At 54.5% G+C, this 24,423-nt stretch carries 21 protein-coding genes; 18 read left to right on the top strand and 3 right to left on the bottom strand.

Annotation, left to right across the window (positions count from 1 at the left end; genetic code table 11):
• Nucleotide 1 precedes the first annotated feature (1 nt).
• The 3 genes from leuB to leuL form a co-directional block, all read right to left on the bottom strand.
• On the bottom strand, nucleotides 2-1,093 hold the full coding sequence (gene leuB / locus ACOTXC_RS15515) for a 3-isopropylmalate dehydrogenase (protein ID WP_022647034.1): 1,092 nt from the start codon (nucleotides 1,091-1,093) through the stop codon (nucleotides 2-4).
• Entirely contained in the window at nucleotides 1,093-2,664 is a 1,572-nt protein-coding gene (gene leuA, locus ACOTXC_RS15510) for a 2-isopropylmalate synthase (RefSeq protein WP_022647035.1), read from the bottom strand. Before leuA ends, leuB begins: the two co-directional genes overlap by 1 nt.
• 91 nt (nucleotides 2,665-2,755) lie before the next feature.
• On the bottom strand, nucleotides 2,756-2,842 hold the full coding sequence (leuL, locus tag ACOTXC_RS15505; protein ID WP_057979999.1) for a leu operon leader peptide: 87 nt from the start codon (nucleotides 2,840-2,842) through the stop codon (nucleotides 2,756-2,758).
• Between the two features lie 627 nt (nucleotides 2,843-3,469).
• Here leuL and leuO point away from each other — a divergent pair.
• The 18 genes from leuO to ftsA all read left to right on the top strand — a co-directional run bounded on the left by leuO (nucleotide 3,470) and on the right by ftsA (nucleotide 24,404).
• Nucleotides 3,470-4,414 (top strand): transcriptional regulator LeuO, encoded by a 945-nt coding sequence (gene leuO / locus ACOTXC_RS15500; protein ID WP_022647036.1) that lies wholly within the window; start codon nucleotides 3,470-3,472, stop codon nucleotides 4,412-4,414.
• Between the two features lie 376 nt (nucleotides 4,415-4,790).
• Nucleotides 4,791-6,515 carry an acetolactate synthase 3 large subunit gene (ilvI, locus tag ACOTXC_RS15495; RefSeq protein ID WP_421767815.1) on the top strand — a complete coding sequence of 575 codons (1,725 nt, stop codon included), beginning with the start codon at nucleotides 4,791-4,793 and terminating at the stop codon, nucleotides 6,513-6,515.
• 1 nt (nucleotide 6,516) lies between these two features.
• Nucleotides 6,517-7,011, top strand: coding sequence for an acetolactate synthase small subunit (ilvN, locus tag ACOTXC_RS15490; protein ID WP_001252742.1), 495 nt, complete (start codon nucleotides 6,517-6,519; stop codon nucleotides 7,009-7,011).
• 176 nt (nucleotides 7,012-7,187) lie between these two features.
• Nucleotides 7,188-8,192 (top strand): catabolite repressor/activator, encoded by a 1,005-nt coding sequence (gene cra / locus ACOTXC_RS15485; protein ID WP_003856369.1) that lies wholly within the window; start codon nucleotides 7,188-7,190, stop codon nucleotides 8,190-8,192.
• Nucleotides 8,193-8,783: 591 nt separating this feature from the next.
• Nucleotides 8,784-9,242, top strand: coding sequence for a division/cell wall cluster transcriptional repressor MraZ (gene mraZ, locus ACOTXC_RS15480; protein ID WP_014830641.1), 459 nt, complete (start codon nucleotides 8,784-8,786; stop codon nucleotides 9,240-9,242).
• Between the two features lie 2 nt (nucleotides 9,243-9,244).
• On the top strand, nucleotides 9,245-10,186 hold the full coding sequence (gene rsmH / locus ACOTXC_RS15475) for a 16S rRNA (cytosine(1402)-N(4))-methyltransferase RsmH (RefSeq protein ID WP_003856366.1): 942 nt from the start codon (nucleotides 9,245-9,247) through the stop codon (nucleotides 10,184-10,186).
• Nucleotides 10,183-10,548 (top strand): cell division protein FtsL, encoded by a 366-nt coding sequence (gene ftsL / locus ACOTXC_RS15470; RefSeq protein WP_003856363.1) that lies wholly within the window; start codon nucleotides 10,183-10,185, stop codon nucleotides 10,546-10,548. The genes rsmH and ftsL overlap by 4 nt, the downstream gene beginning before the upstream one ends.
• Nucleotides 10,549-10,563: 15 nt before the next feature.
• Nucleotides 10,564-12,330 (top strand): peptidoglycan glycosyltransferase FtsI, encoded by a 1,767-nt coding sequence (ftsI, locus tag ACOTXC_RS15465; RefSeq protein WP_022647040.1) that lies wholly within the window; start codon nucleotides 10,564-10,566, stop codon nucleotides 12,328-12,330.
• A complete protein-coding gene (gene murE, locus ACOTXC_RS15460; protein ID WP_421767814.1) occupies nucleotides 12,317-13,804 on the top strand; it encodes a UDP-N-acetylmuramoyl-L-alanyl-D-glutamate--2,6-diaminopimelate ligase in 1,488 nt (495 codons plus the stop codon). The genes ftsI and murE overlap by 14 nt, the downstream gene beginning before the upstream one ends.
• The gene (murF, locus tag ACOTXC_RS15455; protein ID WP_421767813.1) at nucleotides 13,801-15,159 is read left to right on the top strand and encodes a UDP-N-acetylmuramoyl-tripeptide--D-alanyl-D-alanine ligase; all 1,359 of its coding nucleotides are present in this window, start codon (nucleotides 13,801-13,803) and stop codon (nucleotides 15,157-15,159) included. The genes murE and murF overlap by 4 nt, the downstream gene beginning before the upstream one ends.
• Nucleotides 15,153-16,235 carry a phospho-N-acetylmuramoyl-pentapeptide-transferase gene (gene mraY / locus ACOTXC_RS15450; RefSeq protein ID WP_003856353.1) on the top strand — a complete coding sequence of 361 codons (1,083 nt, stop codon included), beginning with the start codon at nucleotides 15,153-15,155 and terminating at the stop codon, nucleotides 16,233-16,235. The genes murF and mraY overlap by 7 nt, the downstream gene beginning before the upstream one ends.
• Nucleotides 16,236-16,237: 2 nt before the next feature.
• Nucleotides 16,238-17,554: a UDP-N-acetylmuramoyl-L-alanine--D-glutamate ligase gene (murD, locus tag ACOTXC_RS15445; RefSeq protein WP_421767812.1), complete on the top strand. Its 1,317-nt coding sequence runs from the start codon at nucleotides 16,238-16,240 to the stop codon at nucleotides 17,552-17,554.
• A complete protein-coding gene (gene ftsW, locus ACOTXC_RS15440; RefSeq protein WP_022647044.1) occupies nucleotides 17,554-18,798 on the top strand; it encodes a cell division protein FtsW in 1,245 nt (414 codons plus the stop codon). The genes murD and ftsW overlap by 1 nt, the downstream gene beginning before the upstream one ends.
• Nucleotides 18,795-19,859 carry an undecaprenyldiphospho-muramoylpentapeptide beta-N-acetylglucosaminyltransferase gene (gene murG / locus ACOTXC_RS15435; protein ID WP_038415340.1) on the top strand — a complete coding sequence of 355 codons (1,065 nt, stop codon included), beginning with the start codon at nucleotides 18,795-18,797 and terminating at the stop codon, nucleotides 19,857-19,859. Before ftsW ends, murG begins: the two co-directional genes overlap by 4 nt.
• Nucleotides 19,860-19,918: 59 nt before the next feature.
• Nucleotides 19,919-21,394 (top strand): UDP-N-acetylmuramate--L-alanine ligase, encoded by a 1,476-nt coding sequence (gene murC / locus ACOTXC_RS15430; protein WP_022647046.1) that lies wholly within the window; start codon nucleotides 19,919-19,921, stop codon nucleotides 21,392-21,394.
• Nucleotides 21,387-22,307: a D-alanine--D-alanine ligase gene (locus tag ACOTXC_RS15425; RefSeq protein WP_023299324.1), complete on the top strand. Its 921-nt coding sequence runs from the start codon at nucleotides 21,387-21,389 to the stop codon at nucleotides 22,305-22,307. The genes murC and ACOTXC_RS15425 overlap by 8 nt, the downstream gene beginning before the upstream one ends.
• A 1-nt stretch (nucleotide 22,308) precedes the next feature.
• A complete protein-coding gene (gene ftsQ, locus ACOTXC_RS15420) occupies nucleotides 22,309-23,151 on the top strand; it encodes a cell division protein FtsQ (RefSeq protein WP_003856342.1) in 843 nt (280 codons plus the stop codon).
• Nucleotides 23,148-24,404 (top strand): cell division protein FtsA, encoded by a 1,257-nt coding sequence (ftsA, locus tag ACOTXC_RS15415; RefSeq protein WP_003856340.1) that lies wholly within the window; start codon nucleotides 23,148-23,150, stop codon nucleotides 24,402-24,404. Before ftsQ ends, ftsA begins: the two co-directional genes overlap by 4 nt.
• The last annotated feature ends 19 nt before the right edge of the window (nucleotides 24,405-24,423 follow it).

Genomic DNA, 24,423 nt, shown 5'->3' with positions numbered 1-24,423 from the left:
ATTACACCCCTTCAGCGACATAGCGGGCAATGATGTCGCCCATTTCATCGGTACTGACTGCCGCCGTGCCGCGTGCTAAATCACCGGTACGGACGCCTTCTTCTAAAGCCCGGTTAATGGCGTTTTCAATTGCGGTTGCTGCATCGCCTGCATCCAGGCTGTAGCGCAGCAGCAGAGCCAGGGAGAGGATCTGCGCAATCGGGTTGGCGATGTTTTTGCCTGCGATATCCGGCGCGGAGCCCCCCGCCGGTTCGTACAGGCCAAAGCCTTCTTCGTTCAGGCTGGCGGAGGGCAGCATTCCCATGGAGCCAGTGATCATGGCGCATTCATCCGAGAGAATATCGCCGAACAGGTTGGAGCACAGCAACACGTCAAACTGAGACGGATCTTTGATCAGCTGCATCGTTGCGTTGTCGATATACATATGCGACAGCGCAACGTCCGGGTACTGCTTAGCGACTTCACTGACGATTTCGCGCCACAAAATGGAAGACTGGAGCACGTTCGCTTTATCAATCGAGGTCACTTTACGGCGGCGTTTGCGCGCTGACTCAAACGCGATATGGGCGATACGTTCAATTTCAAAACGGTGATAGACCTCGGTATCAAACGCTTTCTCATGCTGACCGCTGCCTTCGCGACCTTTTGGCTGACCGAAGTAGATGCCGCCGGTCAGCTCACGCACGCAGAGAATGTCGAAACCGTTGGCCGCGATATCCGCGCGCAGCGGGCAAAACTCTTCCAGCCCCGGGTACAGCTTCGCCGGACGCAGGTTGCTGAACAGTTTGAAATGTTTACGCAGCGGCAGCAGCGCACCGCGCTCCGGCTGCTCTGCTGGCGGCAAATGTTCCCACTTAGGGCCGCCCACGGAGCCAAACAGCACGGCATCGGCATTTTCACAGCCTTCCACAGTGGCTTTCGGCAATGGCGTACCGTGGTTATCAATTGCAATACCGCCCACATCGTAGTGGCTGGTGGTAATTTTCATCGCAAAACGCGAACGAACGGCTTCCAGTACTTTCAGCGCCTGTGCCATCACTTCCGGGCCAATACCGTCACCCGGCAACACAGCAATATGGTAATTCTTCGACATCACACGGTTTCCTTGTTGTTCTCTTTATTCTGAGCTTTGCGTTGCAACTCTTTTTCGACTTCGGCGGCGCGCCAGATGTTGTTCAGGACATGCACCATCGCTTTCGCGGAGGATTCGACGATATCTGTCGCCAGACCCACACCGTGGAAGCGGCGACCGTTATAATTGACGACGATATCCACCTGACCCAGGGCGTCTTTACCGTGCCCTTTAGCCGTCAGGTCGTATTTCACCAGCTCTACGTCGTACTCAGTGACGCGGTTAATCGCCTGGTAAATGGCATCCACAGGGCCGTTGCCGTTGGCGGCTTCCGCTTTAATTTCATCCCCGCAGGCCAGCTTAACGGAGGCGGTGGCGATGTCGCTTGAGCCGGACTGGACGTTGAAGTAGTCCAGACGGAAGTGCTCTGGCTCTTCCTGCTGTTTGTTGATGAATGCCAGCGCTTCCAGATCGTAATCGAACACCTGGCCCTTCTTGTCCGCCAGCTTCAGGAAGGCGTCGTACAGCTGATCCATGTTGTAATCGCTGTCCTTGTAGCCCATCTCTTCCATACGGTGCTTCACTGCCGCGCGACCAGAGCGTGAGGTCAGGTTCAACTGAACCTGGTTCAGACCGATGGATTCCGGAGTCATGATTTCGTAGTTTTCACGGTTCTTCAGCACCCCATCCTGGTGGATACCGGAAGAGTGAGCGAACGCGCCCGTACCGACAATCGCTTTGTTGGCCGGGATCGGCATGTTGCAAATCTGGCTGACGGTCTGGCTGGTGCGCCAGATTTCGTTGTGATTGATGCGTGTGTGCACGTCCATGATGTCTTTGCGCACTTTGATCGCCATGATCACTTCTTCCAGCGAACAGTTGCCTGCGCGTTCGCCGATGCCGTTCATCGCGCCTTCTACCTGACGCGCGCCGGCGTGCACCGCCGCGATAGCATTGCCAACGGCCAGGCCCAGGTCATCGTGGGTGTGTACAGAGATAATGGCTTTATCAATATTTGGTACGCGGTCATACAGACCAGTAATGATGTTGGCAAACTCAAACGGCATGGTGTAGCCGACGGTATCCGGGATGTTGATGGTTCTGGCTCCGGCATTAATAGCGGCTTCCACTACACGGGCCAAATCGTCAATCGGCGTGCGGCCTGCATCTTCACAGGAAAATTCCACGTCGTCAGTGTAGTTACGCGCCCGTTTAACCATATACACCGCACGTTCGATCACTTCATCCAGCGTGCTGCGCAACTTGGTTGCAATGTGCATGGGGGAGGTGGCTATAAAAGTATGGATACGGAAAGCTTCTGCAACTTTCAGGGATTCCGCGGCCACATCGATATCTTTCTCAACGCAGCGAGCCAGAGCGCACACGCGGCTGTTTTTGATGGTGCGGGCGATGGTCTGCACTGACTCAAAATCACCCGGCGAGGAGACAGGAAAACCGACCTCCATTACGTCTACACCCATGCGTTCCAGGGCCAGCGCAATTTGCAGTTTTTCTTTAACACTCAGGCTCGCCTGTAATGCCTGTTCACCGTCACGTAAAGTAGTATCGAAAATAACGACTTGCTGGCTCATGGGTTAGGTCCTTGTCAGTCTTAGGGCGCCTTGCTACGAGCATAAAAAAACCCGCGCAGTGGCGCGGGTTTTTAGTTTTACTGAAGACGATTCAACGCTGAATTTCGCCCGCCAGTCTACCGCGCACAGTGGATGCGTTTAGTAGTAGTAGACCGGTGAAACGAAGGGTGCGAATCATGAATCCTGCTCCAGGTGAATGCGATATGCTTTTAGTGGTACTGGATACGCCGACTCATGTCAACCCCTCCCGGACAAAACGGAGACCCAACGCAGGGAGAATACATTAGCTAATTGTGCTGGTTTTTGCGTGGCTAACCGATTTTATTGTCTATTATTGGACTGGGGATTCATCTCTGGAATAATTTGAATATAATTGGTAGCAATTGAACATACTATTTTCACCAACATGCTATGAAATGGAATGTGTTTCATATCATTGATTTATAAACTTCATGAATGATTTACGGGTAAGTAAGTTATCAAAATTGATATCAATTTGTTAATGAATATGCGTTGTATACTATTAATAGTTTAATAACGCTTAAGTCATTATTAATGAGAGCGTTGATTGTGTATTTGTCTGGTTTATGGTTTCATGCTCACAATAAAGTTTGAGATATCTTTTGAACGATTTTTAACTCTTCATTTATGGGGTGCGTAAAGCCGCTCGGTGAATGGGGCTCTTTATATATTCCGAATTTTAAATAATTTCCTTTCGCTTGTTGTATATGCATGGTAAATCATATTTTTCGAAGTTATTACTGTACCTGGGCAAAGGGAATTTAGCGTGACGGTGGAGTCAGAAATGCCAGAAAATAATATTAACCAACCACAGACTTATGATGGGGTTAAGCCTCAGTTACGCACAGTGGATCTTAACTTGTTAACTGTATTCGATGCAGTGATGCAGGAGCAGAATATTACGCGAGCAGCGCAATCTCTGGGAATGTCTCAGCCTGCCGTGAGTAATGCCGTAGCCAGACTTAAGGTGATGTTTAACGACGAGTTATTCGTTCGTTATGGGAGGGGAATTCAGCCCACAGCGCGTGCATTCCAGCTATTCGGTTCGATTCGTCAGGCGCTACAGCTAGTTCAAAATGAACTTCCCGGTTCGGGCTTTGAACCCTTAAGCAGTGAGCGGGTTTTCCATCTCTGTGTTTGCAGTCCGTTAGATAATTATTTGACGTCTGTTATATATAATAAAGTTGAACAGATCGCCCCAAATATTCATCTCGTTTTTAAATCATCATTAAATCAAAACACTGAACACCAGCTTCGTTATCAGGAAACAGAGTTTGTTCTGGGATACGAAGAGTTCCGCCGTCCAGAGTTTGCCTGTGTTCCGTTGTTCAAAGACGAAATGGTGTTAGTCGCCAGTAAAAAACATCCCCGTATGAATTCGCCGCTGCGTGAAAGCGATGTTTACAGTGAGCAACACGCCGTTGTTGCTCTTGACAGATATGCCTCATTCAGTCAGCCGTGGTATGACACCGCCGATAAACAAGCCAGCGTGGCTTATCAGGGAATGGCCATGGTCAGTGTATTAAATGTCGTTTCTCAGACGCAGTTAGTCGCTATTGCGCCGCGCTGGCTTGCTGAAGAGTTCTCCGATTCACTTAATCTGCAAATTTTACCTCTGCCGCTCAAGCTTAATAGCCGTACCTGTTATCTTTCCTGGCATGAGGCTGCGGGTCGGGATAAAGGGCATCAGTGGATGGAAGAGCTGCTGATCAATATTTGCCGTCGCTAGGTTCTGGTGAATAAACCGCATGGCGTCATGCGGTTTATTCTGCGGTTTTTAAAACTGGCGATATTATGTTCTGTGTTCATTTTTTCAGTTACTTATGCATGCTCAAAAATAGATGATTTCCTGATCCATCCTCTTTTTAAGAGATGAATTATTATTGTCTCCACTCATACCAGACGAATTCACCATATTCATGTCTGTCAGCTGTTTTTTCTGCTTTTATTGCTCATTCCCGCATCCCGTTTGCTAATTGCCTGCCTCATAACGAGCGGTTAAGGTATCCATCACTCTGCACATTATAAGATGGGTTTACCCTGTCAGAAGACGGCGCGGAAATGAATTCTGTAGACCGTCTATAACAAAAGCCTGGAGGCAAAGCATGGAGATGTTGTCTGGCGCGGAAATGGTCGTCCGATCGCTTATCGATCAGGGCGTGAAACAAGTGTTCGGCTATCCCGGAGGCGCGGTTCTCGATATTTATGACGCGCTGCACACGGTAGGCGGTATTGATCATGTTCTGGTTCGTCATGAACAGGCTGCTGTGCATATGGCTGACGGCCTGGCCCGCGCCACGGGCGAAGTGGGTGTTGTGCTGGTCACTTCCGGGCCGGGGGCGACCAATGCCATTACCGGCATAGCGACTGCGTATATGGACTCTATTCCACTGGTCATTCTTTCCGGACAGGTGGCGACGTCGCTGATTGGCTATGATGCGTTTCAGAAGTGCGACATGGTGGGGATCTCACGCCCCGTGGTGAAGCACAGCTTTCTGGTTAAACAAACTGAAGATATCCCGGGCGTACTGAAAAAAGCCTTCTGGCTGGCCGCCAGCGGTCGTCCTGGGCCAGTGGTTGTCGATCTGCCAAAAGATATTCTCAATCCGGGGAATAAACTGCCTTACCTTTGGCCTGAGTCGGTGAGCATGCGTTCGTATAATCCGACCACGCAAGGGCACAAAGGACAGATTAAACGTGCGCTGCAAACGCTGCTGGCTGCGAAAAAACCGGTGGTCTATGTGGGGGGAGGCGCCGTCAATGCAGCTTGCGAAACGCAACTACGCGAACTGATCGAGAAGCTTAATCTTCCTGTCGCGTCATCACTGATGGGGCTGGGGGCGTTCCCTGCCACGCATCGGCAGGCGCTGGGCATGCTGGGTATGCACGGCACCTACGAAGCCAATATGACGATGCACAATTCTGACGTGATTTTCGCCGTCGGTGTGCGTTTTGACGATCGCACCACGAACAACCTGGCGAAATACTGCCCGAATGCGACGGTGCTGCACATTGATATCGATCCTACTTCTATCTCTAAAACGGTGCCGGCGGATGTGCCGATCGTGGGAGACGCACGACAGGTGCTGGATCAAATGTTGGATCTGCTGGCGCAGGAGACCGCCTCTCAACCGCTGGACGAGATCCGCGACTGGTGGCAACAAATCGAGCAATGGCGTGGCCGTCAGTGCCTTAAATACGACACGCAAAGTGAGAACATCAAACCGCAGGCGGTGATCGAGACGATCTGGCGTCTGACTAATGGCGATGCGTATGTCACTTCTGACGTGGGCCAGCATCAGATGTTTGCTGCGCTGTATTACCCGTTTGATAAACCGCGTCGCTGGATCAACTCAGGCGGGCTCGGCACGATGGGCTTTGGTTTGCCCGCCGCGCTGGGGGTAAAGCTGGCGTTGCCAAACGAAACGGTTATTTGCGTAACGGGTGACGGTAGTATACAGATGAATATTCAGGAACTTTCCACTGCGCTGCAATATGAACTGCCAGTGCTGGTGCTGAACCTGAATAACGGTTACCTCGGCATGGTAAAACAGTGGCAGGATATGATTTATTCGGGCCGTCACTCCCAGTCCTATATGAAATCACTTCCGGACTTTGTCCGTCTGGCTGAAGCCTATGGTCATATTGGCATGCGGGTAACCGATCCGTCAGAGCTGGAAGCGAAGCTCGGCGAAGCGCTTGAGCACGTTAAAAACAATCGCCTCGTCTTCATGGACGTTATCGTCGATGGCACAGAGCACGTTTATCCGATGCATATTCGTGGCGGTGGCATGGATGAAATGTGGTTAAGCAAAACGGAGAGAACCTGATATGCGCCGGATATTATCTGTATTACTGGAAAATGAGTCGGGCGCACTGTCGCGGGTTATTGGGCTTTTTGCCCAGCGCGGCTATAACATTGAAAGCCTGACCGTGGCACCGACCGATGACCCTACGCTCTCGCGCATGACGATCCAGACTGTCGGCGATGCGAAAGTGCTTGAGCAGATCGAAAAGCAATTGCACAAGCTGGTGGACGTACTGCGCGTCAGCGAGCTGGGGCAGGGTGCTTACGTCGAACGTGAAGTGATGCTGGTGAAAATTCAGGCCAGCGGTTACGGCCGTGAAGAGGTCAAGCGCAACACGGATATTTTCCGTGGGCAGATTATTGACGTCACGCCTTCTATATATACTGTCCAGCTTGCCGGAACGAGCGATAAGCTGGACGCTTTCCTGGCCTCTGTCAGGGATGTGGCAAAAATTGTTGAAGTTGCGCGCTCTGGCGTTGTTGGCCTCTCGCGCGGCGATAAAATCATGCGTGAGTAGCGCAATAGGTTCGCCTCTTTCAGCCCGGTAGCCAAAGCCGGGCTTTTTTTTGCGTAATCCGCCGACAACGCAGACAAAAGCGGTTGCCGTGAAGGCTATTCTGCGTTTAGATGTTAAAATATTTAACCATAACCTTGACAGGGCCATGGACTCTTTTCTTTTTTTGAGGGGCAATTGTGAAACTGGATGAAATCGCCCGGCTCGCCGGCGTGTCGAGAACCACGGCCAGCTATGTGATTAACGGTAAAGCAAAGCAGTATCGTGTCAGCGATAAGACCGTTGAGAAAGTGATGGCAGTCGTTCGTGAGCATAATTACCATCCGAATGCTGTCGCCGCAGGTTTACGTGCCGGGCGCACCCGCTCTATTGGCCTGGTGATCCCGGACCTGGAAAACACCAGCTATACCCGCATCGCCAACTATCTGGAACGTCAGGCTCGTCAGCGGGGCTATCAGCTGTTGATTGCCTGCTCCGAGGATCAGCCCGACAACGAGATGCGCTGCATTGAGCATCTGCTGCAACGTCAGGTTGATGCCATCATCGTGTCGACCTCTTTACCACCCGAGCATCCGTTCTATCAGCGCTGGGCGAACGATCCGTTCCCGATAGTGGCGCTGGATCGTGCGCTCGATCGTGAACATTTCACCAGCGTCGTGGGTGCCGATCAGGACGATGCAGAAATGCTGGCTGCCGAGCTGCGTACCTTCCCGGCTGAAACGGTGCTGTATCTTGGCGCTTTGCCTGAACTTTCGGTAAGCTTCCTGCGTGAACAAGGGTTCCGTACGGCATGGAAAGACGATCCGCGTGACGTTCATTATCTCTATGCCAACAGTTATGAGCGCGAAGCGGCTGCCCAGCTGTTCGAGAAATGGCTGGAAACGCACCCGATGCCGCAGGCGTTGTTTACCACCTCGTTTGCTCTGTTGCAGGGAGTGATGGACGTGACGTTACGTCGCGATGGCAAGCTGCCATCCGATCTGGCGATTGCTACCTTCGGTGATAACGAACTGCTCGACTTCCTGCAATGCCCAGTGCTGGCCGTGGCTCAGCGTCACCGCGACGTCGCCGAGCGCGTGCTGGAGATTGTTCTGGCAAGCCTGGATGAACCCCGCAAGCCGAAACCCGGGCTTACGCGTATCAAACGTAATCTCTATCGGCGCGGAATTTTGAGCCGCCATTAATATTTCCACAGGGGCGGTATAACTGCCCCTTTTGCGGCGAATTTATTGCGATAAATAATTCCCGGATAAAAATTAGGATTTATCTCTAAGATTCATAGCCTGCTATTTTTCTGAATCCATTTTGGTGTTAAAAAGCACAATTATAAATTTTTGACTGACATTTCTTTGTATTGTTTTGTTACAAACAGGCGCCAGCCGATGAATATTCAGCCATTTTTCACTCTCCCTCCAGGCCTCAATGTACACGAACGAATCCATATTGCCTCGGGATTAAACTGGTGCTGTTATCCCCCGGCGATATGCCTTAAAATGCTGCCCGCGTCGCAAACTGACACTTTATATTTCCCTGCGATGATATTGAGTGAGTCTTAACGCTCGTGTGCATATTCGGTTTTTTTCTTACAAATATTCATAACGTTAATTTTGCCTCGCCAGTTGTTTAGTTATTAGCCACGTCACTCTTGCTCTGTAAATAGGATGCTTTCGGGTCCGTACAGAGAGAGTCCTGGCTTGACAAGCTTTTCCCTCGCTCCGTAAACTCCTTCAGGTGGGAATTTGTGGGTTAAAGTGGTGAGGAGGGGTGAGGCTGGCATGTTCCGTGGAGCAACGTTAGTCAATCTCGACAGCAAAGGGCGTTTATCGGTACCAACCCGATACCGTGACCAGCTGATTGAGAACGCTTCGGGTCAACTGGTTTGCACCATTGACATCAACTCCCCCTGCCTGCTGCTTTATCCTTTGCCTGAATGGGAAATCATTGAGCAAAAGCTGTCGCGACTGTCGAGCATGAACCCGCAGGAACGCCGCGTACAGCGGTTGTTATTGGGACATGCCAGTGAATGTCAGATGGATAGCGCCGGGCGATTATTGATTGCGCCTGTGTTGCGGCAACATGCCGGTCTGACTAAAGAAGTGATGCTGGTCGGGCAGTTCAACAAGTTTGAACTGTGGGACGAAACGACCTGGTATCAACAGGTCAAGGAAGATATCGACGCTGAGCAGTCTGATTCCGCAACATTATCGGAACGGCTGCAGGACTTGTCTCTATAAATATGATGGAAAATTATAAACATACAACGGTGCTGCTGGATGAGGCCGTTAACGGCCTGAATATTCGTCCAGATGGCATCTATATTGATGGCACTTTTGGTCGCGGTGGCCACTCGCGTTTGATCCTCTCTCAGCTTGGAGCGGAAGGGCGCCTGCTGGCAATTGACCGCGATCCGCAGGCGATTGCCGTTGCGCAAACCATCGATGACCCTCGCTTTTCCATCGTGCATGGACCTTTCTCTGCGCTTGCGGATTATGTCGCCGAGCGCGGCCTGACCGGCAAAATCGACGGGATCCTCCTCGATCTTGGTGTCTCTTCACCACAGCTTGATGATGCAGAACGCGGCTTCTCTTTTATGCGCGACGGTCCGCTGGATATGCGTATGGACCCCACCCGCGGCCAGTCTGCCGCCGAGTGGTTACAAACTGCTGACGAAGCGGATATTGCCTGGGTGATCAAAACCTTCGGCGAAGAACGCTTTGGCAAACGTATTGCGCGCGCCATCGTGGAGCGCAACCGCGTTGAGCCAATGACCCGTACCAAAGAGCTGGCAGAAGTCATCGCGGCGGCAACGCCAGTGAAGGACAAGCACAAACATCCTGCGACCCGTACCTTCCAGGCGGTTCGTATCTGGGTAAACAGTGAACTGGAGGAAATAGAGCTGGCGCTAAAAAGCTCGCTCGACGTGCTGGCCCCGGGTGGGCGGTTATCCATCATCAGCTTCCATTCGCTGGAAGATCGCATCGTTAAGCGCTTTATGCGTGAACAGAGCCGCGGTCCGCAGGTTCCAGCTGGGCTGCCGATGACGGAAGAACAACTCAGAAAGCTGGGAGGCCGTCAGTTGCGAGCATTAGGCAAGTTGATGCCGGGCGAAGAAGAGGTGGCAGAGAATCCACGTGCCCGTAGTTCAGTGCTGCGTATTGCAGAGAGGACGAACGCATGATCAGCAGAGTGACAGAGACCCTAAGCAAAGTTAAGGGATCGTTAGGAAGCAACGAGCGCCATGCCTTGCCTGGCGTGATCGGCGACGATCTTTTGCGGTTTGGGAAGCTGCCACTCTGCTTGTTCATTTGCATCATTGTGACGGCAGTCATGGTGGTAACCACCGCTCACCATACCCGTTTGTTAACTGCGCAGCGCGAACAGATGGTACTGGAACGCGATGCGCTGGATATTGAATGGCGAAATCTGATCCTTGAAGAAAACGCGCTCGGCGATCACAGCCGGGTTGAACGGATCGCAACGGAAAAACTGCAATTACAGCATGTTGATCCTTCGCAGGAAAATATCGTAGTACAAAAATAAGGGAAAACGCGACGCATGAAAGCAGCGGCAAAAACGCTAAAACCAAAACGCCAGGAAGAACAGGCCAACTTTATCAGTTGGCGTTTTGCGTTGCTTTGCGGCTGCATTTTACTGGCGCTGGGTTTCCTGCTGGGACGCGTGGCGTGGCTACAAATCATCGCGCCTGACATGCTGGTACGTCAGGGTGATATGCGTTCTCTGCGCGTGCAGGAAGTTTCTACCTCTCGTGGGATGATCACCGACCGCTCCGGCCGCCCGCTGGCGGTGAGCGTACCGGTGAAGGCGATCTGGGCCGATCCTAAAGAGCTGCATGACGCAGGCGGGATCACCCTTGATAACCGCTGGAAGGCGCTCTCAGACGCGTTGAAAATGCCGCTGGATCAGCTGGCGTCACGCGTTAACGCCAACCCGAAAGGGCGCTTCATCTATCTTGCCCGTCAGGTGAACCCTGATATGGCTGACTACATTAAAAAACTCAAGCTGCCCGGCATTCATCTGCGGGAAGAATCCCGCCGTTATTATCCTTCCGGCGAAGTCACCGCGCACCTGATTGGCTTCACCAACGTGGATAGCCAGGGGATTGAAGGCGTTGAAAAAAGCTTCGACAAGTGGCTTACCGGCCAGCCTGGCGAGCGAATCGTGCGTAAAGACCGCTATGGTCGCGTCATTGAAGATATTTCCTCGACAGACAGCCAGGCCGCGCACAACCTGGCCCTGAGTATTGATGAGCGCTTGCAGGCGCTGGTCTATCGTGAGCTGAACAACGCCGTCGCGTTTAACAAGGCGGAATCGGGCAGTGCCGTGCTGGTGGATGTGGCGACAGGTGAAGTGCTGGCGATGGCCAGTAGTCCCTCATACAACCCGAATAATTTTGCCGGTACAGCAAAAGATGCGATGCGTAACCGCTCCATCACCGATGTGTTTGAACCCGGTTCAACCGTAAAACCTATGGTGGTGATGACGGCTCTACAGCGAGGCATCGTCAACGAAAATACCGTTCTGAATACGATCCCTTATCGAATTAACGGCCACGAAATAAAAGACGTGGCACGTTACAGCGAACTGACCCTGACCGGGGTCTTACAGAAGTCGAGTAACGTCGGTGTGTCAAAACTGGCGTTAGCGATGCCGTCCTCAGCGTTAGTAGATACTTACTCACGTTTTGGGCTGGGAAAGGCGACCAATTTGGGGTTGGTCGGAGAACGCAGTGGCTTATATCCTCAAAAACAACGGTGGTCTGACATAGAGAGGGCCACCTTCTCTTTCGGCTACGGGCTAATGGTAACTCCCTTACAGTTAGCGCGAGTCTACGCAACGATTGGCAGCTATGGCATTTATCGCCCGCTGTCGATCACCAAAGTTGATCCACCGGTTCCGGGGGAACGTGTTTTCCCGGAATCTATCGTTCGTACCGTCGTACATATGATGGAAAGCGTCGCGCTGCCCGGTGGTGGTGGCGTGAAGGCTGCGATTAAGGGCTATCGTATCGCCATCAAAACCGGTACAGCGAAAAAAGTGGGGCCGGACGGCCGCTATATCAACAAATACATTGCCTATACCGCAGGCGTAGCGCCTGCAAGCAATCCGCGTTTTGCGCTGGTGGTCGTCATCAACGATCCGCAGGCGGGTAAATACTACGGCGGCGCCGTCTCCGCGCCTGTGTTCGGGGCTATTATGGGCGGCGTGTTGCGCACCATGAACATTGAACCGGATGCGCTGGCGACGGGCGAAAAAAGTGAATTTGTAATTAATCAAGGCGAGGGAACAGGTGGCAGATCGTAATTTGCGCGACCTTCTTGCTCCGTGGGTGCCTATGCTACCTGCGCGAGCACTGCGAGAGATGGTACTGGATAGCCGCGTAGCGGCTTCTGGCGATCTTTTTGTGGCAGTGGTAGGTCATCAGGCGGACGGGCGTCGTTATATCCCGCAGGCGATTGCGCAAGGTGTTGCTGCCATTATTGCTGAGGCCAAAGATGAGGCAACAGACGGTGAGATCCGTGAAATGCACGGCGTGCCGGTCATCTATCTCAGCCAGCTGAATGAGCGTCTCTCCGCGCTGGCAGGACGTTTTTACAACGAACCTTCCGACCAGTTAAAGCTGGTTGGCGTGACAGGAACCAACGGAAAAACCACCACCACTCAGCTGATGGCGCAATGGGCTCAGCTGCTGGGTGAAACCGGTGCCGTCATGGGCACGGTGGGGAACGGTATTCTGGGCAAAGTAAGCCCGACGGAAAACACTACAGGCTCGGCGGTTGACGTGCAGCGTGTGCTGGCAGGCCTTGCAGAGCAGGGGGCGACCTTCGCGGCGATGGAGGTCTCCTCCCATGGTCTGGTACAACATCGCGTGGCGGCACTGAAATTTGCCGCCTCTGTCTTTACAAACCTGAGCCGCGATCACCTTGATTATCATGGTGATATGGAGCACTACGAAGCGGCGAAATGGCTGCTTTATTCCACTCACCACCACGGGCAGGCGATCATTAACGCCGACGACGAAGTCGGTCGCCGCTGGCTGGAAAAACTGCCAGATGCGGTGGCGGTGTCGATGGATGATCGCATTAATCCGAACTGTCGTGGCCGCTGGCTGAAGGCAGTCGAAGTGAACTACCACGATAGCGGGGCGACGATCCGCTTTGCTTCCACCTGGGGCGAAGGTGAAATTGAAAGCCGCCTGATGGGGGCTTTCAACGTCAGTAACCTGCTGCTGGCGCTGGCGACGCTGCTGGCGCTGGGTTACCCGATGGTGGATCTGCTGAAAACGTCTGAGCGTTTGCAACCGGTCTGTGGGCGCATGGAAGTGTTCAGTGCGCCGGGCAAGCCGACGGTGGTCGTGGATTACGCCCACACGCCGGATGCGCTGGAAAAAGCGCTGGAAGCGGCGCGTCTGCACTGCGCAGGCAAGCTCTGGTGCGTGTTTGGCTGCGGTGGCGATCGCGACAAGGGCAAACGTCCGCTGATGGGCGCCATCGCTGAGCAGTTCGCGGATATTCCCGTGGTGACCGATGACAACCCGCGTACCGAAGAGCCGAGGGCCATTATCAACGACATTCTGGCGGGCATGCTGGATGCTGGGCGTGCGCGCGTGGTCGAAGGCCGTGCGGAGGCCGTGACTAACGCCATTATGCAGGCGCAGGAGAACGATGTGGTTCTGCTGGCCGGTAAAGGTCATGAAGATTATCAGATCGTCGGCAATCGTCGTCTGGATTACTCCGACCGCGTGACGGCAGCGCGTCTGCTGGGAGTGGTGGCATGATTAGCATTACGTTAAGCCAGGCCGCTGCGGTATTGCAGGGGATGCTGCATGGTCAGGATCAGACCATCGAGGCTGTGACCACCGACACCCGTAAGGTGACGGCGGGCTGCCTGTTTGTGGCGCTGAAGGGTGAACGTTTTGACGCCCACGATTTTGCGCAACAGGCTAAAGATAACGGCGCGGGTGCGCTGCTGGTCAACCGTAAGCTCGATATCGATTTGCCGCAGATTGTGGTGAAAGATACGCGCCTGGCGTTTGGTGAGCTGGCGGCATGGGTTCGCCAGCAGGTGCCAACACGCGTCGTGGCGCTGACGGGCTCGTCGGGCAAAACCTCCGTTAAAGAGATGACGGCGGCGATCCTTAGCCAGTGCGGAAACACGCTTTATACGGCGGGCAACCTTAATAATGACGTCGGTGTACCGATGACGCTGCTGCGCCTGACCCACGAGCATGAATATGCGGTGATTGAGTTAGGGGCTAACCATCAGGGCGAAATCGCCTGGACCGTGAGCCTGACGCGTCCGGAAGCGGCGCTGGTGAATAACCTGGCGGCGGCACATCTTGAAGGTTTTGGTTCGCTGGCCGGTGTGGCGAAAGCGAAAGGTGAAATTTATACCGGCCTGCCGGATGACGGCATCGCCATTATGAATGCCGATAACAATGACTGGCTGAACTGGCAGAGCATCATTGGTTCACGCAAAACCTGGCGCTTCTCCCCGAATGCGGCAAACAGTGATTTTTCGGCGACCAACATTCATGTGACGTCACACGGTACCGAGTTCACCCTCACGACCCCAACGGGCGACATCGATGTGCTGCTGCCGTTGCCGGGTCGTCATAACATCGCCAATGCGCTTGCTGCGGCAGCGCTCTCAATGGCGGTAGGGGCCTCACACGCTGCGATAAAAACTGGTCTGGCAAATTTAAAAGCCGTGTCGGGGCGTCTGTTCCCGATCCAGCTGGCTGAAAACAAACTCCTGCTGGATGACTCCTACAACGCTAACGTCGGCTCCATGACGGCGGCCGTGCAGGTCTTGTCTGAGATGCCGGGCTATCGCGTGATGGTTGTTGGCGATATGGCCGAGCTGGGTGATGAAAGCGAAGCCTGCCACATACAGGTTGGCGAAGCGGCGAAAGCCGCCGGGCTTGACCGCGTACTGAGCGCAGGCACGCTGAGCAAGGCCATTTCCGATGCCAGTGAAGTTGGCGAACATTTTGCCGATAAATCTGCACTGATCGAACGCCTGAAGGCATTGATTGCAGAAAAACAGATTGTGACTGTTTTAGTTAAAGGTTCACGTAGTGCCGCCATGGAAGAGGTTGTGCACGCATTACAGGAGAACGGGACATGTTAGTTTGGCTGGCCGAACATTTGGTCAAATATTATTCAGGCTTTAACGTCTTTTCCTATCTGACGTTTCGCGCCATCGTCAGCCTGCTGACTGCGCTGTTCATCTCGTTGTGGATGGGCCCGCGCATGATTGCCCGTCTGCAAAAACTCTCTTTCGGCCAGGTTGTACGCAACGATGGTCCGGAATCACACTTCAGCAAGCGCGGTACGCCGACCATGGGCGGGATCATGATCCTGACCGCGATTGTGGTGTCCGTTCTGCTGTGGGCTTATCCGTCTAACCCCTACGTCTGGTGCGTGCTGACCGTTCTGGTTGGCTACGGGATCATCGGTTTTGTTGATGACTACCGCAAAGTCGTGCGCAAAGACACCAAAGGTTTGATCGCGCGCTGGAAGTATTTCTGGATGTCGGTAATTGCGCTGGGTGTGGCCTTCGCGCTTTACCTGGCAGGAAAAGACACCCCGGCCACCGAGCTGGTGGTGCCGTTCTTCAAAGACGTGATGCCGCAGCTGGGGCTGTTCTACATTCTGCTGGCTTACTTTGTGATCGTCGGCACCGGCAACGCCGTCAACCTGACCGATGGTCTGGACGGCCTGGCCATCATGCCAACCGTGTTTGTCGCGGGCGGTTTCGCGCTAGTGGCGTGGGCGACCGGTAACATGAACTTTGCAAACTACCTGCACATCCCGTACCTGCGACACGCGGGTGAGCTGGTGATCGTCTGTACGGCGATTGTCGGCGCGGGGCTGGGCTTCCTGTGGTTCAACACCTATCCGGCGCAGGTCTTTATGGGCGACGTCGGTTCACTGGCGCTGGGCGGCGCGCTGGGCATTATCGCCGTGCTGCTGCGTCAGGAGTTCCTGCTGGTGATTATGGGCGGTGTGTTTGTGGTTGAGACCCTGTCGGTGATTTTGCAGGTCGGTTCCTTCAAACTGCGCGGTCAGCGCATCTTCCGTATGGCACCGATTCACCACCACTATGAACTGAAAGGCTGGCCGGAGCCGCGCGTCATTGTGCGCTTCTGGATTATTTCGCTGATGCTGGTGCTGATTGGCCTGGCAACGCTGAAGGTACGTTAATCATGGCAGATTACCAAGGCAAAAAAGTCGTTATCATCGGGTTGGGCCTTACCGGCCTCTCCTGCGTGGACTTTTTCCTTGCGCGTGGCGTGACGCCGCGCGTGATGGATACGCGCGTCTCTCCGCCGGGTCTGGACAAGCTGCCGGAGCAGGTTGAACGCCACCTGGGTGGTCTGAATGATGAGTGGCTGCTGGTCGCCGATCTGATTGTTGCCAGCCCGGGCATGGCGCTGGCGCATCCTTCGCTGAGTGCCGCGGCGGATGCAGGCGTTGAGATTGTTGGCGATATCGAACTGTTCTGCCGGGAGCCGCAGGCCCCGATCGTTGCCATTACCGGTTCAAACGGTAAAAGCACCGTCACCACCCTGGTGGGTGAGATGGCGAAAGCGGCGGGCAAAAATGTCGGCGTGGGCGGTAACATTGGTCTGCCCGCGTTGATGCTGCTCGATAAAGGGTGTGAGCTGTTTGTACTTGAGCTTTCCAGCTTCCAGCTGGAAACCACTTCAAGCCTGCATGCGGCGGCAGCGACGATCCTTAATGTCACCGAAGATCATATGGACAGATACCCGTTCGGCTTGCAGCAGTACCGCGCGGCCAAGCTGCGTGTCTATGAAAATGCCAAAGTCTGCGTGGTGAATGCCGATGATGCACTCACCATGCCGGTGCGTGGCGCAGACGATCGCTGCATTAGCTTCGGTATTAACATGGGTGACTATCACCTTAACCGCCAGCAGGGCGAAACCTGGCTGCGGGTGAAAGGTGAGAAGGTGCTGAACGTGAAAGAGATGATGCTCTCCGGCCAGCATAACTACACCAACGCCCTGGCGGCGCTGGCGCTGGCGGATGCCGTTGGTCTGCCGCGATCTTCAAGCCTGAAGGCGCTGACCACCTTTACCGGCCTGGCTCACCGTTTTCAGCTGGCGCTAGAGCACAACGGCGTACGCTGGATTAACGATTCCAAAGCGACCAATGTGGGTAGCACCGAGGCGGCATTGAACGGTCTGCACGTTGAAGGCACACTGCATCTGCTGCTGGGCGGCGACGGTAAATCAGCCGATTTCTCCTCGCTGAAGCAGTACCTCAACGGTGATAACGTGCGCCTTTATTGCTTTGGCCGCGATGGCAGCGAGCTTGCGGCGTTGCGTCCTGAGGTCGCCGAACAAACCGAGACCATGGAACAGGCGATGCGCCTTATCGCCCCCCGCGTGAAGCCCGGCGATATGGTGCTGCTCTCGCCAGCCTGTGCCAGCCTCGATCAATTTAAGAATTTCGAACAGCGGGGCGATGTCTTTACCCGCCTGGCGAAGGAGTTAGGCTGATGCGTTTATCTCTCCCTCGCCTGAAAATGCCGCGTCTGCCAGGGTTTGGTATCCTGGTATGGCTGTTTACGGCGCTGAAAGGCTGGGTGATGGCTTCACGGGATAAAGATTCCGACAGCCTGATTATGTACGACCGCACGCTGTTCTGGCTCACGCTGGGGCTGGCTGCGACCGGCTTTATTATGGTCACCTCGGCGTCGATGCCTGTCGGACAGCGTCTGGCAAACGATCCGTTCCTGTTTGCCAAGCGTGACGGGCTGTACATCATTCTCGCGTTCTGCCTGGCGATGATCACCTTACGCCTGCCGATGTCGTTCTGGCAGCGGCACAGTACGGCCATGCTTATCGCCTCAATCATCATGCTGTTGATCGTTCTGGTCGTCGGGAGCTCCGTTAACGGGGCATCACGCTGGATCGCCTTTGGTCCGCTGCGTATTCAGCCTGCAGAGTTCACCAAGCTTTCGTTGTTCTGCTACCTGGCAAACTACCTGGTGCGTAAAGTCGACGAAGTTCGTAACAACCTGCGCGGCTTCTTAAAACCGATGGGCGTGATTCTGGTGCTTGCGATCCTGCTGCTGGCGCAGCCCGACCTCGGTACGGTAGTCGTACTGTTTGTCACTACGCTGGCGATGCTGTTCCTGGCGGGAGCAAAACTGTGGCAGTTCATTGCCATCATCGGGATGGGGATTTCGGCGGTGGTGCTGCTGATCCTCGCCGAACCATACCGTATCCGCCGTGTGACCTCGTTCTGGAACCCATGGGAAGATCCGTTCGGCAGCGGTTATCAGCTGACACAGTCGCTGATGGCGTTTGGCCGCGGCGAAGTCTGGGGCCAAGGCCTGGGCAACTCGGTGCAAAAACTGGAGTATTTACCGGAGGCGCATACCGACTTCATCTTCTCCATTATTGGGGAAGAACTGGGTTATATCGGTGTGGTATTGGCGCTATTAATGGTATTCTTCGTCGCTTTCCGCGCCATGTCGATTGGCCGTAAAGCGCTGGAGATCGATCACCGCTTCTCCGGTTTCCTGGCCTGCTCAATTGGTATCTGGTTTAGCTTCCAGGCACTGGTAAACGTTGGGGCCGCAGCGGGTATGCTGCCGACCAAAGGTCTGACGTTGCCGTTGATCAGTTATGGTGGTTCGAGTCTATTGATCATGTCGACGGCCATCATGTTTTTGTTACGCATAGATTATGAAACGCGTCTGGAGAAAGCTCAGGCGTTTACACGAGGTTCACGATGAATCAACCGAAGCGGTTAATGGTGATGGCAGGCGGGACCGGCGGACACGTGTTCCCGGGACTGGCGGTTGCGCACCATTTAATGGAACAGGGCTGGCAGGTACGCTGGCTGGGAACCGCAGACCGCATGGAAGCCGACCTTGTACCTAAACACGGTATCGAGATCGACTTTATTCGTATTTCTGGCCTTCGTGGCAAAGGGATCAAGGCGCTGCTGCTGGCGCCGGTGCGCATTTTCAATGCCTGGCGTCAGGCGCGCGACATTATGAAGCGCTTTAAGCCTGACGTCGTTCTGGGCATGGGCGGCTACGTTTCCGGTCCGGGAGGACTGGCGGCGTGGTCACTGGGCATCCCTGTTGTTCTGCATGAGCAGAACGGTATTGCCGGGTTGACCAACAAATGGCTGGCAAAAATCGCCACCAAAGTTATGCAGGCCTTCCCCGGGGCATTCCCGAAAGCGGATGTCGTAGGGAACCCGGTGCGTGTGGACGTGCTGGCGCTGCCGCTGCCAGATGCACGTCTGGCGGGCCGAGAAGGGCCGGTGCGCGTGCTGGTTGTCGGCGGTTCCCAGGGCGCACGTATTTTAAACCAGACGATGCCACAGGTTGCGGCAAAACTGGGTGATGCGGTGACCATCTGGCACCAGAGCGGGAAGGGCGCTCAGCAGAGCGTTGAGCAGGCTTACGCGCAGGAAGGTCAGCCGCAGCATAAAGTGACTGAATTTATTGATGATATGGCCGCAGCCTATGCCTGGGCCGATGTCGTGGTCTGTCGCTCGGGCGCGCTGACGGTGAGCGAAATCGCCGCCGCCGGTTTGCCAGCGCTTTTTGTGCCGTTCCAGCACAAAGACCGACAGCAGTACTGGAATGCGCTGCCGCTTGAGAAAGCGGGTGCCGCAAAAATTTTTGAGCAGCCACAATTTACCGCTGATGCGGTCGCCACTACCCTGGCGGGCTGGAACCGGGATGTATTACTGGAGATGGCGCAACGCGCACGCGCGACCGCTATCCCGGATGCAACGGAACGGGTGGCAAAAGAAGTGAGCCTGGCAGCCCAGGCATAATTCTCGCAGCGCGTGTTGCGCTGCACGATTTTTTTGAAGTAGTCGATGGCGTTTAGAGAATGAATACACAACAACTGGCAAAACTGCGTTCTATCGTGCCCGAGATGCGTCGCGTCCGGCACATTCACTTTGTCGGCATCGGTGGTGCTGGCATGGGCGGTATTGCCGAAGTGTTAGCTAACGAAGGCTATCAGATCAGCGGGTCTGACCTGGCGCCAAACCCTGTTACGCAGCAGCTGGCGTCGCTGGGGGCGACTATCTATTTCAATCATCGCCCGGAAAACGTGAGCGATGCGAGCGTGGTTGTAGTGTCCAGCGCGATCTCCGCGGATAACCCGGAAATCGTTGCGGCGCATGAGGCGCGCATTCCGGTGATCCGTCGCGCGGAAATGCTGGCTGAACTGATGCGTTTCCGTCACGGCATTGCGGTGGCCGGTACGCACGGTAAAACCACAACAACAGCGATGGTCTCCAGCATTTATGCGGAAGCGGGTCTCGACCCAACGTTCGTTAACGGTGGTCTGGTGAAAGCCGCTGGCGTGCATGCGCGTCTGGGCCACAGCCGTTATCTGATTGCGGAAGCGGATGAGAGCGACGCGTCGTTCCTGCATTTGCAGCCGATGGTGGCTATCGTCACCAATATCGAAGCTGACCATATGGATACCTACCAGGGCGACTTCGAGAACCTAAAGCAGACCTTTATTAACTTCCTGCACAACCTGCCGTTCTATGGCCGTGCGGTGATGTGCGTGGACGACCCGGTGATCCGCGAGCTGCTGCCGCGCGTCGGGCGTCAAATTACCACCTACGGCTTCAGCGAAGACGCTGATGTACGCGTGGAAGATTATAAGCAGATTGGTGCGCAGGGACATTTCACCCTGGCACGCCAGGATAAAGAGCTCCTGCATGTCACCCTGAACGCGCCGGGACGTCACAATGCCCTGAATGCGGCGGCGGCGGTGGCTGTTGCAACGGAAGAAGGCATTGATGATGAGGCGATCCTGCGCGCGCTGGAAAGCTTCCAGGGAACGGGCCGTCGCTTCGACTTCCTGGGTGAGTTCCCACTGGAGCCAGTAAACGGTAAGCCAGGTTCTGCGATGCTGGTCGACGACTATGGTCACCATCCGACGGAGGTGGACGCAACCATCAAAGCGGCACGCGCGGGTTGGCCGGAAAAGAATCTGGTCATGATCTTCCAGCCGCACCGTTACACACGTACCCGCGATCTGTATGACGATTTTGCCAACGTCCTTTCGCAGGTCGATACCCTGCTGATGCTGGATGTTTATGCCGCGGGTGAAGCGCCGATTCCGGGCGCGGACAGTCGGTCTTTATGTCGTACCATCCGCGGACGCGGTAAAGTGGACCCTATCCTGGTCCCCGACCCGGTGCAGGTAGCTGAAATGCTTGCCCCGGTCCTGACGGGTAACGATCTGATCCTGATTCAGGGTGCGGGAAATATCGGCAAAATCGCCCGTACCTTAGCTGAAATCAAACTGAAGCCGCAAACTCAGGAGGACGAGCGTCATGGCTGATAAGATTGCTGTCCTGTTTGGCGGCACTTCCGCCGAACGCGAGGTTTCTCTGAATTCGGGCGCTGCCGTGCTGGCGGGCCTGCGTGAAGGTGGCGTGGACGCGCATCCGGTTGATCCGAAAGAGGTGGACGTTACGCAGCTGAAAGCGATGGGCTTCGATAAAGCCTTTATCGCGTTGCATGGCCGCGGCGGTGAAGACGGCACGTTGCAGGGGCTGCTGGAGCTGATCGGTATGCCGTACACCGGCAGTGGCGTGATGGCATCCGCTATCTCCATGGATAAACTGCGCAGCAAACTGCTGTGGCAGGGGGCGGGTCTGCCCGTTGCGCCATGGGTTGCACTGACGCGCCGTGAATTTGAATTGGGCTTGTCGGACAGCGTTAATACACGCATTGCGTCACTGGGCTTACCGGTTATTGTGAAGCCTAGCCGTGAAGGGTCGAGCGTGGGAATGTCCAAAGTTGATAAAGCTGTAGATTTGGCTGACGCTTTAGCTCTGGCATTTCAACATGATGAAGAAGTTCTGATTGAAAAATGGCTTAGCGGGCCGGAATTTACCGTCGCGATGCTTGGTGAAGAAATTTTACCGTCAATTCGCATCCAACCCGCCGGAGTCTTCTATGATTATGAGGCGAAGTATCTCTCTGATGAGACGCAATATTTCTGCCCAGCTGGTCTTGAAGCACAACGTGAAGCGGAATTACAGTCTCTGGTGCTTAAAGCCTGGAATGTTTTGGGATGCCGAGGCTGGGGACGAATTGATGTGATGCTTGACGGTGACGGGCAATTTTATCTGCTGGAAGCAAACACGTCTCCGGGTATGACCAGCCATAGCCTTGTGCCGATGGCGGCGCGTCAGGCGGGAATGAGCTTCTCGCAATTAGTCGTACGTATTCTGGACCAGGCGGGCTGATATGTCTCAGGCTGCGTTGAACACGCGCAACCGCGATGACGAAGAAGAATATTCTTCTTCGCGCCGGAGTAATGGAACGCGTCTTGCAGGGATTATCTTCCTGCTCGGGGTGCTGTGCACCGTGTTTATCAGCGGCTGGATGGTGCTGGGCTGGATGGAAGACGCACAGCGGTTGCCGCTGTCGAAGCTGGTAGTGACCGGAGAGCGTCACTACACGCGTAACGATGACATTCGCCAGTCAATTCTGGCGCTGGGGTCGCCTGGCACCTTTATGACGCAGGACGTCAACATTATCCAGAGTCAGATTGAACGTCTGCCGTGGATAAAACAGGCGAGTGTCAGAAAGCAATGGCCTGATGAATTGAAGATTCATCTGGTTGAATATGTGCCGATTGCGCGTTGGAATGATCAGCATATGGTTGACGTAGACGGAAATTCGTTCAGCGTCCCGAGCGATCGTGTCAACAAGCAGAATTTACCGATGTTGTATGGCCCGGAAGGCAGCGAAAACGAAGTATTGCAGGGTTTTCGTGAGATGGGGCAGGTGCTGGCTAAGGATCGCTTTACGTTAAAAGATGCTGCGATGACGGCGCGCCGTTCCTGGCAGCTGACCTTAACGAATGGCATTAAGCTCAATCTTGGCCGCGGCGACACAATGAAACGTCTGGCGCGTTTTGTAGAACTTTACCCGGTTTTACAGCAGCAGGCGCAGACGGATGGCAAACGGATAAGCTACGTTGATTTGCGCTATGACTCAGGCGCAGCAGTCGGTTGGGAGCCGGCTCCGGTCGAGGAACCTAATCAGCAACAAAATCAGGCACAGGTACAGGCAGAACAACAATGATCAAGTCGACGGACAGAAAATTGGTAGTAGGACTGGAGATTGGCACCGCGAAGGTTGCCGCTTTGGTAGGGGAAGTTCTGCCCGACGGTATGGTCAATATCATTGGCGTGGGCAGCTGCCCTTCCCGTGGTATGGATAAAGGTGGGGTAAACGACCTTGAGTCGGTGGTGAAATGCGTTCAGCGCGCCATCGACCAGGCTGAATTGATGGCAGATTGCCAGATTTCCTCTGTCTATCTGGCTCTTTCTGGTAAGCACATCAGCTGCCAGAATGAAATCGGTATGGTGCCGATTTCTGAAGAAGAAGTGACGCAGGAAGACGTTGAGAACGTTGTCCACACGGCGAAATCTGTGCGTGTTCGCGACGAGCACCGTGTGCTGCATGTGATCCCGCAAGAATACGCGATCGACTACCAGGAAGGTATCAAGAATCCGGTCGGTCTGTCGGGCGTACGTATGCAGGCAAAAGTGCACCTGATCACATGTCACAACGATATGGCGAAGAACATTGTAAAAGCCGTTGAACGTTGTGGCCTGAAAGTTGACCAACTAATTTTCGCCGGACTTGCCGCGAGCTATTCCGTGCTGACCGAAGACGAACGTGAACTGGGCGTCTGTGTGGTCGATATTGGTGGTGGTACAATGGACATGGCTGTCTATACCGGCGGTGCGTTGCGCCACACCAAAGTGATCCCGTACGCCGGGAATGTGGTGACCAGCGATATCGCTTACGCCTTTGGTACGCCACCGAGCGATGCAGAGGCGATTAAAGTGCGCCACGGTTGCGCGCTGGGCTCTATCGTCGGCAAAGACGAGAGCGTTGAAGTGCCGAGCGTAGGCGGTCGACCGCCGCGCAGCCTGCAACGCCAGACGCTGGCAGAGGTAATTGAGCCGCGTTATACCGAGCTGCTCAACCTGGTCAACGAAGAGATTTTGCAGTTACAGGAACAGCTTCGCCAGCAGGGTGTGAAACATCATCTCGCGGCGGGGATTGTATTAACCGGCGGGGCAGCGCAAATTGAAGGTCTTGCGGCCTGCGCTCAGCGCGTGTTCCATACGCAGGTGCGTATCGGTGCGCCGCTGAATATCACCGGTTTAACGGATTATGCCCAGGAGCCGTACTATTCAACGGCGGTGGGCCTGCTGCACTACGGGAAAGAGTCCCATTTAAGTGGTGAGGCAGAGGTGGAAAAACGCGTCTCGGTGGGGTCGTGGGTCAAACGACTTAACACCTGGCTGCGAAAAGAATTTTAATTTTTTTAAGAGACCGGAG

Origin of the sequence: Enterobacter cloacae complex sp. IR5428, assembly GCF_049238585.1 — a bacterium.
GTDB classification, from domain to species: domain Bacteria; phylum Pseudomonadota; class Gammaproteobacteria; order Enterobacterales; family Enterobacteriaceae; genus Enterobacter; species Enterobacter intestinihominis.
This window is presented reverse-complemented; position numbering and strand designations above follow the sequence as displayed.

Bases quoted from the DNA above. Each gene is read 5' to 3' on its own strand.
- leuB (WP_022647034.1), bottom strand. From the start codon at position 1,093: ATGTCGAAGAATTACCATATTGCTGTGTTGCCGGGTGACGGTATTGGC.
- leuA (WP_022647035.1), bottom strand. From the start codon at position 2,664: ATGAGCCAGCAAGTCGTTATTTTCGATACTACTTTACGTGACGGTGAA.
- leuL (WP_057979999.1), bottom strand. From the start codon at position 2,842: ATGATTCGCACCCTTCGTTTCACCGGTCTACTACTACTAAACGCATCC.
- leuO (WP_022647036.1), top strand. From the start codon at position 3,470: ATGCCAGAAAATAATATTAACCAACCACAGACTTATGATGGGGTTAAG.
- ilvI (WP_421767815.1), top strand. From the start codon at position 4,791: ATGGAGATGTTGTCTGGCGCGGAAATGGTCGTCCGATCGCTTATCGAT.
- ilvN (WP_001252742.1), top strand. From the start codon at position 6,517: ATGCGCCGGATATTATCTGTATTACTGGAAAATGAGTCGGGCGCACTG.
- mraZ (WP_014830641.1), top strand. From the start codon at position 8,784: ATGTTCCGTGGAGCAACGTTAGTCAATCTCGACAGCAAAGGGCGTTTA.
- rsmH (WP_003856366.1), top strand. From the start codon at position 9,245: ATGATGGAAAATTATAAACATACAACGGTGCTGCTGGATGAGGCCGTT.
- ftsL (WP_003856363.1), top strand. From the start codon at position 10,183: ATGATCAGCAGAGTGACAGAGACCCTAAGCAAAGTTAAGGGATCGTTA.
- ftsI (WP_022647040.1), top strand. From the start codon at position 10,564: ATGAAAGCAGCGGCAAAAACGCTAAAACCAAAACGCCAGGAAGAACAG.
- murF (WP_421767813.1), top strand. From the start codon at position 13,801: ATGATTAGCATTACGTTAAGCCAGGCCGCTGCGGTATTGCAGGGGATG.
- mraY (WP_003856353.1), top strand. From the start codon at position 15,153: ATGTTAGTTTGGCTGGCCGAACATTTGGTCAAATATTATTCAGGCTTT.
- murD (WP_421767812.1), top strand. From the start codon at position 16,238: ATGGCAGATTACCAAGGCAAAAAAGTCGTTATCATCGGGTTGGGCCTT.
- ftsW (WP_022647044.1), top strand. From the start codon at position 17,554: ATGCGTTTATCTCTCCCTCGCCTGAAAATGCCGCGTCTGCCAGGGTTT.
- murG (WP_038415340.1), top strand. From the start codon at position 18,795: ATGAATCAACCGAAGCGGTTAATGGTGATGGCAGGCGGGACCGGCGGA.
- murC (WP_022647046.1), top strand. From the start codon at position 19,919: ATGAATACACAACAACTGGCAAAACTGCGTTCTATCGTGCCCGAGATG.
- ACOTXC_RS15425 (WP_023299324.1), top strand. From the start codon at position 21,387: ATGGCTGATAAGATTGCTGTCCTGTTTGGCGGCACTTCCGCCGAACGC.
- ftsQ (WP_003856342.1), top strand. From the start codon at position 22,309: ATGTCTCAGGCTGCGTTGAACACGCGCAACCGCGATGACGAAGAAGAA.
- ftsA (WP_003856340.1), top strand. From the start codon at position 23,148: ATGATCAAGTCGACGGACAGAAAATTGGTAGTAGGACTGGAGATTGGC.